We start from the raw sequence: 1765 nt of genomic DNA, 5'->3' as shown, positions 1-1765 counted from the left end.
CACCGTCCTACACCCTTACCCCGGGACAACCACCGCCCGGGATGGACTACCTTCCTGCGTCACCCCATCACTCACCTACTAACCGCTTGGTCCGGCGGCTCCACCACTCCCCTTTGCCCGAAGGCTCCAGGGCGGCTTCACGGCCTTAGCATCACGATGCTCGATGTTTGACGCTTCACAGCGGGTACCGGAATATCAACCGGTTATCCATCGACTACGCCTGTCGGCCTCGCCTTAGGTCCCGACTTACCCTGGGCAGATCAGCTTGACCCAGGAACCCTTAGTCAATCGGCGCAAACGTTTCTCACGTTTGTATCGCTACTCATGCCTGCATTCTCACTCGTGAACCGTCCACAACTCGCTTACGCGGCTGCTTCACCCGGCACACGACGCTCCCCTACCCATCACAGCACCCGTTGGGGCTATAGCTGCAATGACACGACTTCGGCGGTACGCTTGAGCCCCGCTACATTGTCGGCGCGGAATCACTAGACCAGTGAGCTATTACGCACTCTTTCAAGGGTGGCTGCTTCTAAGCCAACCTCCTGGTTGTCTCTGCGACTCCACATCCTTTCCCACTTAGCGTACGCTTAGGGGCCTTAGTCGATGCTCTGGGCTGTTTCCCTCTCGACCATGGAGCTTATCCCCCACAGTCTCACTGCCGCGCTCTCACTTACCGGCATTCGGAGTTTGGCTAAGGTCAGTAACCCGGTAGGGCCCATCGCCTATCCAGTGCTCTACCTCCGGCAAGAAACACACGACGCTGCACCTAAATGCATTTCGGGGAGAACCAGCTATCACGGAGTTTGATTGGCCTTTCACCCCTAACCACAGGTCATCCCCCAGGTTTTCAACCCTGGTGGGTTCGGTCCTCCACGAAGTCTTACCTCCGCTTCAACCTGCCCATGGCTAGATCACTCCGCTTCGGGTCTTGAGCGCGCTACTGAACCGCCCTGTTCGGACTCGCTTTCGCTACGGCTTCCCCACACGGGTTAACCTCGCAACACACCGCAAACTCGCAGGCTCATTCTTCAAAAGGCACGCAGTCACGAGATGGAAGCAAGCTTCCATCCGACGCTCCCACGGCTTGTAGGCACACGGTTTCAGGTACTATTTCACTCCCCTCCCGGGGTACTTTTCACCATTCCCTCACGGTACTATCCGCTATCGGTCACCAGGGAATATTTAGGCTTAGCGGGTGGTCCCGCCAGATTCACACGGGATTTCTCGGGCCCCGTGCTACTTGGGAAATACGCAAGAGAGCCGCTGATGTTTCGACTACGGGGGTCTTACCCTCTACGCCGGACCTTTCGCATGTCCTTCGCCTACATCAACGGTTTCTGACTCTCCGACCGGCCGGCAGACCGATCAAGCACACTCCCACAACCCCGTACACGCAACCCCTGCCGGGTCTCACACGTATACGGTTTAGCCTCATCCAGTTTCGCTCGCCACTACTCCCGGAATCACGGTTGTTTTCTCTTCCTGCGGGTACTGAGATGTTTCACTTCCCCGCGTTCCCTCCACTTGCCCTATGTGTTCAGGCAAGGGTGACAGCCCATGACGACTGCCGGGTTTCCCCATTCGGACACCCCCGGATCAAAGCCTGGTTGACGACTCCCCGGGGCCTATCGTGGCCTCCCACGTCCTTCATCGGTTCCTGGTGCCAAGGCATCCACCGTGCGCCCTTAAAAACTTGGCCACAGATGCTCGCGTCCACTGTGCAGTTCTCAAACAACGACCAGCCACCCATCACCCCGAACCA

At 57.8% G+C, this 1765-nt stretch carries 1 rRNA gene (cut by a window edge); it reads right to left on the bottom strand.

The window, feature by feature from the left end:
• Positions 1 to 1702: ribosomal RNA gene (locus ACFZBP_RS42155) — 23S ribosomal RNA — on the bottom strand (it extends 1493 nt beyond the left edge of the window).
• Positions 1703 to 1765 lie beyond the last annotated feature (63 nt).

This window comes from Streptomyces sp. NPDC008086 (genome assembly GCF_042957325.1).
Classification (GTDB): domain Bacteria; phylum Actinomycetota; class Actinomycetes; order Streptomycetales; family Streptomycetaceae; genus Streptomyces.
This window is presented reverse-complemented; position numbering and strand designations above follow the sequence as displayed.